Here is an 8677-nt window from a genome sequence, read left to right as displayed (position 1 = left end):
GCTACAGTTAAGGCCTGCCTTACCTAACAAAGTGAAGGAAGTCGAAACGTGGAGACAGTTCGGTGACGCGCGGCGCGGGGCTTCGCCCCGCCGTTCTCGTGGCGCTGCTCGGCGCCGTCCTCGTCGCGCTCTGCCTGTCGTCGATCGCGCTCGGCGCCCGGAGCCTCCCCCTCGACCAGGTCGTGCAGGCACTGCTCGGGCACCCGCGCAGCCGGCTGGTCGACGACGTCGTCTGGTCGGTACGCGTCCCGCGCACCGCGCTCGGCCTCGCGGCGGGCGCCGCCCTCGGGTTGTCCGGCGCGCTGATGCAGGCGCTGACGCGCAACCCGCTCGCCGACCCCGGCCTGCTCGGCGTCAGCGCCGGCGCGGCCTTCGCGATCGTCGTGTCCGTCGGGGTGCTCGGCCTGGGGACGCTGTACGGGTACATCTGGTTCGCGTTCGCCGGCGCGCTCATCGCGAGCGTCCTGGTGTACGCCCTCGGCAGGCTGGGACGTTCGGGCCTGACGCCGGTCAAGCTCGCGCTCTCCGGAGTCGCCGTGAGCTCGCTGCTGTTCTCGCTCACCAACGCCGTCGTCCTGACCAACCCCGACGCCCTGAACCGCTACCGCTTCTGGTCGGCCGGCTCGCTCGCGGACCAGGACGGCGACACGGTGCTCCGCATCCTGCCGTTCATCGCCCTCGGCACGCTGCTGGCGCTGGCCTGTGCGCCCGCGCTCAACAGCCTGGCCCTCGGCGACGACGTGGCCGCCTCGCTCGGACGGCGGCTCGGCGTCGTACGGTTCCAGGGCGCGATCGCCATCACGCTGCTCACCGGCGCGGCGGTGGCGGTGATCGGCCCGGTCGTCTTCGTCGGGCTCGTGGTGCCGCACGTCGCCCGGATCCTCGCGCACCACGCGGGCCTCGGCCCCGACCACCGCCGGCTGCTGCCGCTGTCGGCGATGCTCGCGCCCTGCCTGGTGCTGGCCGCGGACATCATCGGACGGGTCGCCGCACGTCCCACCGAGATCCAGGCCGGCATCCTCATCGCCTTCATCGGCGGCCCGTTCTTCATCGCCCTGGTCCGCCGGCGCCGGCTCGCGGAGGTGTGAGCATGGTCCCCCCATCCCCCGGCCCCTCCGGTGGCACGGTCCTCGTCCCATCCCGCCGTACGTTCCGGCTGGCCGTTCCGCCCGTCTCCGGGGTCCTGCGTCCCCGCCTGGTGGCCGTGTGCGTGGCGCTCACGGTCGTCACCTTCCTCGTCTTCTGCTGGGGCGTCTCGGTCGGCGACTACCCGATCGGCCTCACGTCGGTGATGAAGGCGCTCGCCGGGTACGGGGACCCCGGGACGCTGCTGGTCGTCCGCGAGCTGCGGTTGCCGCGCGCCCTCGTCGGGCTGCTGGCGGGAATCGCCTTCGGCGTCTCAGGGTCGATCTTCCAGACCATGACGCGCAACCCGCTGGCCAGCCCGGACATGATCGGGATCACCCAGGGCGCCGGCACCGCCGTCGTCGCGAGCATCGTGCTGGGCTGGGACGGCGGCCTCGGCCCGCAGACGCTGGGGCTCCTCGGCGCGCTTGCCACCGGCCTGCTCGTCTACCTGCTGGCGTGGAGCCGCGGCGCCACCGGCTACCGGATCATCCTGGTCGGCATCGGAGTGTCCTGGATCTGCACCAGCGCCACCGACTACCTGGTGGCCAAGGGCGGGCGCTTCCAGGCGCAGGCCGCGCTCGGCTGGTTGGTGGGCAACCTCAACGGCCGCGACTGGGACCAGGTGGCCCCGCTCGCCCTCGCCGTGGCGGTGATGGTGCCGGTCGCGCTGACGCTGGGCCGCCTGACCCGCACGCTGCAGCTCGGCGACGACGTGGCCGCCGGCCTCGGCACCCCCGTGCAGCGGGTCCGGTTCACGCTACTGCTCACAGGGGTCGGGCTCGTCGCCTTCGGCACGGCCGCGGCCGGGCCGATCGCCTTCGTGGCACTCGCCGCGCCGCAGATCGCGCAGCGGCTCGCCCGCACCGCCTGGCCGCCGCCGGTCGCCTCGGGACTGACCGGGGCCCTGGTCGTACTCTCCTCCGACCTCGTCGCACGCGAGCTGATCCCCAGCACGGAGCTGCCGGTCGGAATCGTCACCGGCGTGCTGGGCGCGCCGATCCTGCTCTGGCTGCTCATCCGCGCCAACCGCGCGGGCTCAGGAGGCTGAACGCATGTCGACCATCCACCCGGACCTGCGGGCGAGCGGCCTGCACCTGGCGTACGACAACCGGCTGGTCGTGGAGGACCTCGACCTGGTCGTGCCGCCGGGCCGCATCACGGCCATCGTCGGCGCCAACGCCTGCGGCAAGTCCACGCTGCTGCGTGCCCTCGCGCGGCTGCTCGCGCCGCGCCAGGGAGCCGTACAGCTCGACGGCCGCGCGCTGCACTCGATCCCGACCAGGGAACTGGCCCAGCGCCTCGGCATCCTGCCGCAGTCACCGGTCGCGCCTGAGGGGCTGACCGTCATCGACCTGGTCAACCGCGGCCGCTCGCCGCACCAGACCTGGTGGCGGCAGTGGTCGAAGTCCGACGAGGAGGCCGTCAACGGCGCGCTGGCCGCGACCGGCATGACCGCCCTCGCCGACCGCGCGGTCGACGAGCTGTCCGGCGGCCAGCGCCAGCGCGCCTGGATCGCCATGGCGGTCGCCCAGGGCACTCCGGTGCTCCTGCTCGACGAGCCGACGACCTACCTGGACCTGGCGCACCAGATCGACGTCCTGGACCTCATCACCGACCTCAACCGGCGCGAGAACCGTACGATCGTGATGGTCCTGCACGACCTCAACCAGGCCTGCCGGTACGCCGACCACGTCATCGCCATGAAGTCCGGCCGCATCGTCGCCGAGGGCGCCCCGGCCGGCGTCATCACCGCGGAGACCGTGCGCGACATCTTCGATCTGCGCTGCCAGGTCACGACGGACCCGGTCAGCGGCACACCGTTGATCATCCCGATGAGCCGCCACCACGACACCGTACGCGCGGAGGCGGCTCGCTAGGGCACCGCGTTCAGGGCCGGGCGGTGAGGTAGCCGCCCATGGTGCGGAAGTAGTCGGTGGCGGCGTGCTCGGTGCCGTCCTCGGTGCGCAGCCGCGTGAGCACCAGCCCTCGCCGCCGTCCGCCGCGGGCGTCGGCACCGCTGACGATGACCACCCCGTCGCCTTCCCGGATGAAGACGCGCCCCGGGGTGCCGCCGTAGTGCGCCCGCGACACGGCGGCCGACACGATGCGGATCCGCTCGCCGCGGTGGTAGGTGAACGCGTTGGGGTACGGATCCGACTGGGCGCGCACCAGCCGCTCCAGGTCCTCCGCCGGCCAGTTCCAGTCGATGCGGCTGTCCTCGATGGACCGCTTGTGGAAGAAGCTGGCCTTGGCGCGGTCCTGCGCGACCCACTTGGCCTGACCTGAGGCGATGAGGTCGAGAGAGTCGTGCACGATGGGCCCGATCAGGTCGACCGTCTTGTGGAACAGGTCGGTCGCGGTGTCGCGCGGCCCCACCGGCACGGCCCGTTGCAGCACGATGTCGCCCGCGTCCAGCTCGGCGTTCATGCGGTGGGCGGTGACCCCGACCTCCTTCTCCCCGTTCATCAGGGCCCAGATCAGCGGCGAGAAGCCCGCGTACGACGGCAACAGCGAGTCGTGGATGTTCAGCGTGCCGTGCGGCGGGAAGTCGAAGATGTCCGGCGGCAGCCACGTGCGCCAGTTGTTGGCGACGATGATGTCCGGCGCCGCGTCGCGGAGCGCGAGGAACAGGTCGCGGTCGTCGGGACGGTTGCGCAGGAGCACCGGGACGTCGTGCTTCGCGGCGAGTTCAGCGACCGAGTCGTCCCAGATCTTCTCGTACGCATGGTCGCTCTTGGGGTGGGTGACGACGAGTGCCACCTCGTGACCCGCGTCCAGCAGGGCCTGCAGCGTGCGATGGCCCCACGTCTGGTAGCCGAACATGACGACCCGCATGAACGATCCTCTCCTTGAGCGCAATCTTGCAAGGTAAGGCTAACCTTATCTAATATGTCGCTGGCATAGGGAGGCGATGCCGCGGTGGACACACTGCAGAGTGGACCAGATGTCACCCACGACATCCTGGGGATCGGTTTCGGGCCGTCCAATCTGGCGCTGGCCATAGCCGTCGAGGAGCACAACGCGGCAGTCCCCGCCGAGGAACGGCTCAATGCCGCATTCCTCGAGAAGCAGCCCCAGTTCGGCTGGCACCGGGGCATGCTCATCGACGACGCGACGATGCAGGTCTCCTTTCTGAAGGACCTCGTCACCATGCGCAACCCGTCGAGTGACTTCAGCTTCCTGTGCTACCTGCAAGAACGCGGCCGGCTTGTCGACTTTCTGAACCAGAAGACGCTGTTCCCGTTAAGGGTCGAGTTCCACGACTACTTCGAGTGGGCCGCCGCCCGGGTGAGGCACCAGGTCTCGTACTCCGCCGAGGTGGTGGCCGTCGAGCCGGTGGTGAGCGATGACGGCGAGATCCGGTGGTTCGACGTGGTGAGCCGTGATCCCGACGACCCTGCTCGCACCCTTGTACGCCGGGCCCGCAACGTGTCGGTGGCGACCGGGCTGGAACCCCACCTGCCGCCGGGGACCGTCCTTTCCGACCGGGTGTGGCACAACAGCGAGCTGGTCCTTCGCGTCGCCGAGCTGGCCGGGGCCGGCACCCCGGTGCGCCGCGCGCTCGTACTCGGCGCCGGGCAGAGCGCCGCCGAGGCGGTCGACTACCTTCACCGCACCTTCGCCGACGCCGAGGTCTGCGCGGTCTTCGCCAAGTACGGGTACACCCCGGCCGACGACAGCCCCTTCGCCAACCGCATCTTCGACCCCGAAGCGGTCGACATCTACTTCAACTCCCCACCCGGGGTGAAGCAGTCGCTGTTCGACTACCACCGGAGCACCAACTACTCGGTGGTCGACATGGACCTCATCCAGTCCCTGTACGCGACGACGTACCGCGAGAAGGTCCACGGCCGGGAGCGCCTGCGCATGCTCAACGTCTCCCGCATCCGGGACGTACGCGCCGTGGACGACCACCTGGACGTCACCGTGGAGTTCCTCCCCACGGGTGAGCGGACCGTGCTCAGCGCGGACATCCTCGTCCACGCCACCGGCTACCGCCCCCAGGACCTCGGCACCCTGCTCGGCGAGGCGGCCAAGCTCTGCCTGCGCGACGACGATGACGCGCTGCGCGTGGGCCGCGACCACCGCGTGGAGGTCGCGCCGCGGGTCACCGCCGGCATCTACCTCCAGGGCGGCACCGAGCACACCCACGGCATGACCTCGACCCTGCTGTCGACCACCGCCATCCGCGCGGGCGAGATCCGCGACTCCCTCCTCGCCCACCGCGCCCCCGCGGCGACGGCCCTCGCCGGCCGCCCCGCCTGACCTGACGAACGAGAGACTCCTCTGTGACCCAGCAAGCCGACGTCTCCTGGACCGCCCCTCACGACGAAGCCGGGTTCGAGCCGGCACCGGCTTACGAAGAAGCGTGGCCGGAGTCTTCAGAGGCTTATCACCAAGCCAGGCTCAAGTCCGCCCAGGCGTACAACGAGGCCAGGCTGGACTCGGCGCTGGACGCTCTCATGCGGGCCGGCGGCGGTACCCCATCCGTACGGACCTCGCCGCAGACCGGGAGCGCACGAGTAGACCGGTCGCGGTCGTCGGTGCGGGCCTTCCCTCTCTGTGTCGGGATGCTGGAGGTCGTATCCGGCGAGCAGCTGTCACCCCTGATGCGACGGGTCGTCCTCCGCCTCGTGGACGCCGGCCCGCTGCCCGTCGAAGAGCCCGCCGAGACGCTCACGCTCATCTGGCCTGCTCCCGGCGCGGACGAGGTCGTACTGCCCGAGTTGAAGCGCTGGCGCTTCCCCGAGACGGCCGGCAGGCAGCACGCGGTGAACCTCACCGTACGCCGCTACGACCGCGCGGCTGGGCTGGTGACCCTGGACTTCTTCCTCCACCTGGACAACGGGCCGGCGTCACGATGGGCGCTTGCCGCGGCGCCGGGCGACCGGGTGGGCTTCGGCGGCACCCGCGTCCACTGGGTGACCGACCCGACGGCGGAGTGGACGCTGATGGTCGGTGACGAGACGGCGCTGCCCTCCATGGCGGCGATCGCCGAGACGCTGCCCGCCGGGCATCGTGCCATCGCGGTGGCCGAGGTGCGCGACGCCGCCGAGCACGTGGCACTGGACGCGCCACTCCCCGAGGTGCACTGGGTCCACCGCGGCGAGCGGGCACCGGGCGAAGGACGCGCGCTGGAGGAGGTCGTACGCGGTCTCGACCTGCCGCCCGGCCGAGGCCAGGTCTGGGCGGCCGGGGAGTCGCTCATGATCCAGCGCCTGCGCAGGCACCTGCTGCGCGACCGCGGCCTCCGGCGTGACGAGGTGTGCGCCCTCGGCTACTGGAGCATCCCAAGAACCCGCCGCACCCCAGACGCGTAGACCCACTCATATCAAACGAACGGAATCCCGACTCCGCGAACCCGGCCCGGCGGGGGTGGGGCGACGACCGCACCGAGCGTGCTCGGCCACTACCGCGCCGCCCACCTCCGGCTCGCTGGTCAGCCTCCTCCGTCCGCGCCTGCGACTACATCACCTGGGTCCACCGTTGTGGTGACCATAGGGACCCTGATGCCCGTACGGACCTTGGTGACCATACGGGCCGTGCTGGCCATAGGGGCCATGGTGACCGTACGGGCCTTGGTGCCCGTACGAGCCCTGCGGGCCATAGTGGCCCTGCTGGCAATAGTGCCAGTGGCGGTGGTAATGGCCGTTGTAGTAGCAAGGATGCCCCGCTTCGTCCAGGGCCCCTGATATGGAAGTGGGTCGGGGTTGGTGGGTTATCGCACTTGCACTGGCGGGCTGGGCCGACATCGTCATGGAAACGATGAGGCTTGAAGCCGCCAATGTACCGGCGGCGAGAGCACGCTTCAGCATGAAATATCACTCCATGTCTGATTGTCGAGCCCGGCGTCCTGCCGGGCTAACGTGGCGCCGTCCCGCTTTCCGTGGAATATGTCGAATCGACGTCACGCTGAAGACGCTAGTTGAGAACAATCCAGGCGGCACCCCAGAGAGGTCAAAGCCTCGGTCCGGGATCATCAAGCCACCCGACCACCCACTGAAACCCACCGCGACTTCCCGCCCGACACCAAGGCGCCACACAACCCCGCGTTCGCCCCTCTTCACGCCCCCAGACCACCGTAAATACCCTCAAACAAGCACTCCCGCAGCTCTTCGCTCAAGCACGGAGCCCTCCGTCACCCCACCAGCAATTCATAATGAAAATCATGCCGAATAATCGAACCCACCGCGAAAACAATCGCAACGTCGAGTACAGAAAAATTGGACGAAGGTCCGAACCAAAACGATCCAGAGGCGGCGCCACACGGTAATAGACAACCAGCGAGCCAACTCAGCCGCATATTATCGCGAGAAAAAATCTGAAGAATGCATACCCGGGCCCGGCCCGGGAGCGCACATCCCATGCCCGCCACGAAGAGAGCTGGACGATAGGGGGTGCTTCTCCGTCCCTCAAATCAATCTTCGAACTACCGCAAAGTACATCCGTCGCCGCAAACTACTGTCGCTCGGACCACCTGAAGACGGCCGGCCGACTCGCCATGGCCAGCGCGTCGCGAATCCGGCCCCCGCTCGGGTGTACTGGCCCCTTACGCCTGGTGGGATCGAGCAGCGACCCCTGAACGCCATGTCACGATCGCGCCCCACGGCCAGATGCACTGGGTTCGGACCGTGGTGGTTCGTTCCCACCCCGCCGGCCCGAGCCCCACAGCGCGATTGAGGTACTACCGGCCCGCCGACCGGTAGTACCTCCTTCTCACGATTGCGTCATGGTGACGCTGAGATTGACCATCCGCCCGGCGCAGACGCCGGTCGGCGCACCTTGCGGTGGGTCAGGGGCTGGTGCAGGTGGCGGTGGGAGTGGCCGCGGTGCCGTTGGCCGTGAAGCCGAAGGTGGTGGACGAGTTCGCCGCGATGGAGCCGTTGTAAGAGGCGTTGCGCACCGTCACGGTGGAACCGGAAACGGTCTGCGTGCCGCTCCACAGACTGCTGATGCTCTGCCCGCCGGGCCAGGTCCACTTCACGGTCCATCCGTTGACCGGCGAACTGCCCGCGACGACCGTCACCGTCGACTGGAACCCACCGGGCCAGCTGTTGACCGTCGTGATCGTCGCCGAACACGCCCCCGTACCCGGCGTAGGCGTCGGGGTGGGCGTAGGCGTCGGGGTGGGCGTAGGCGTCAGGGTGGGCGTAGGTGTCGGGGTCGGGGTCGGGGTTGGGGTTGGCGAGGGGTTGGGACTCGCGGCGTTCAGGGCGTTGAGGACCGAGGTGTAAGCGGCCTTCTTGTTGCCGTTGCCGTCGAACAGGAGCGGGGTGTCGCCCGAGCGCCAGGAGTCGCTGTCGCGCACGCCCCATGTTGTGATGCCGACGCACCGCGACACGGCCAGGCAGTCGTTGGTCACGTTGGCATAGGTGGTGGCCGAGGCGCCCTGGATGTCCAGTTCGGTGATGGCCACGTCGACGCCGAGGGCGGCGAAGCTCTGGATGGTGGTGCGGAAGTTGCTGTTGTAGGCGCTGCCGCTGTTGAAGTGGCCCTGCAGGCCGACGCAGTCGATCGGCACGCCGCGGGCCTTGAAGTCCTTGACCAT

The 8677-nt window shown here is 69.5% G+C and carries 7 protein-coding genes; 5 read left to right on the top strand and 2 right to left on the bottom strand.

The window, feature by feature from the left end; all coding sequences use genetic code 11:
• Positions 1-62 precede the first annotated feature (62 nt).
• The 3 genes from AB0O34_RS26245 to AB0O34_RS26235 are packed head-to-tail and all read left to right on the top strand — an operon-like array spanning position 63 to position 3005.
• Complete coding sequence (locus tag AB0O34_RS26245; RefSeq protein ID WP_363919660.1) at positions 63-1088, top strand: iron chelate uptake ABC transporter family permease subunit; 1026 nt, start codon at positions 63-65, stop codon at positions 1086-1088.
• A gap of 2 nt (positions 1089-1090) precedes the next feature.
• Positions 1091-2176, top strand: a complete 1086-nt coding sequence (locus AB0O34_RS26240; RefSeq protein ID WP_363919658.1) for an iron chelate uptake ABC transporter family permease subunit — start codon at positions 1091-1093, stop codon at positions 2174-2176.
• Between the two features lie 4 nt (positions 2177-2180).
• On the top strand, positions 2181-3005 hold the full coding sequence (locus AB0O34_RS26235; protein ID WP_363919656.1) for an ABC transporter ATP-binding protein: 825 nt from the start codon (positions 2181-2183) through the stop codon (positions 3003-3005).
• A gap of 10 nt (positions 3006-3015) precedes the next feature.
• On the opposite strand, the gene AB0O34_RS26230 is transcribed toward AB0O34_RS26235, so the two are convergent.
• Entirely contained in the window at positions 3016-3963 is a 948-nt protein-coding gene (locus tag AB0O34_RS26230; RefSeq protein ID WP_363919654.1) for a methionyl-tRNA formyltransferase, read from the bottom strand.
• Between the two features lie 84 nt (positions 3964-4047).
• Between AB0O34_RS26230 and AB0O34_RS26225 the strand changes: the two genes are divergently transcribed.
• Complete coding sequence (locus AB0O34_RS26225; protein ID WP_363919652.1) at positions 4048-5394, top strand: SidA/IucD/PvdA family monooxygenase; 1347 nt, start codon at positions 4048-4050, stop codon at positions 5392-5394.
• Between the two features lie 23 nt (positions 5395-5417).
• A complete protein-coding gene (locus AB0O34_RS26220; protein ID WP_363919650.1) occupies positions 5418-6449 on the top strand; it encodes a siderophore-interacting protein in 1032 nt (343 codons plus the stop codon).
• Positions 6450-7921: 1472 nt separating this feature from the next.
• Here AB0O34_RS26220 and AB0O34_RS26215 read toward each other — a convergent pair.
• Positions 7922-8677, bottom strand: a 756-nt coding sequence (locus AB0O34_RS26215) for an endo-1,4-beta-xylanase (RefSeq protein ID WP_363919648.1), incomplete at its 5' end; no start/stop codon positions are given.

It is taken from the genome of Sphaerisporangium sp. NPDC088356 (assembly GCF_040685555.1).
Lineage (GTDB): Bacteria > Actinomycetota > Actinomycetes > Streptosporangiales > Streptosporangiaceae > Sphaerisporangium.
This window is presented reverse-complemented; position numbering and strand designations above follow the sequence as displayed.

Coding starts and splice junctions, on each gene's coding strand:
- AB0O34_RS26240 (WP_363919658.1), top strand. CDS start 1,091: ATGGTCCCCCCATCCCCCGGCCCCTCCGGTGGCACGGTCCTCGTCCCA.
- AB0O34_RS26235 (WP_363919656.1), top strand. CDS start 2,181: ATGTCGACCATCCACCCGGACCTGCGGGCGAGCGGCCTGCACCTGGCG.
- AB0O34_RS26230 (WP_363919654.1), bottom strand. CDS start 3,963: ATGCGGGTCGTCATGTTCGGCTACCAGACGTGGGGCCATCGCACGCTG.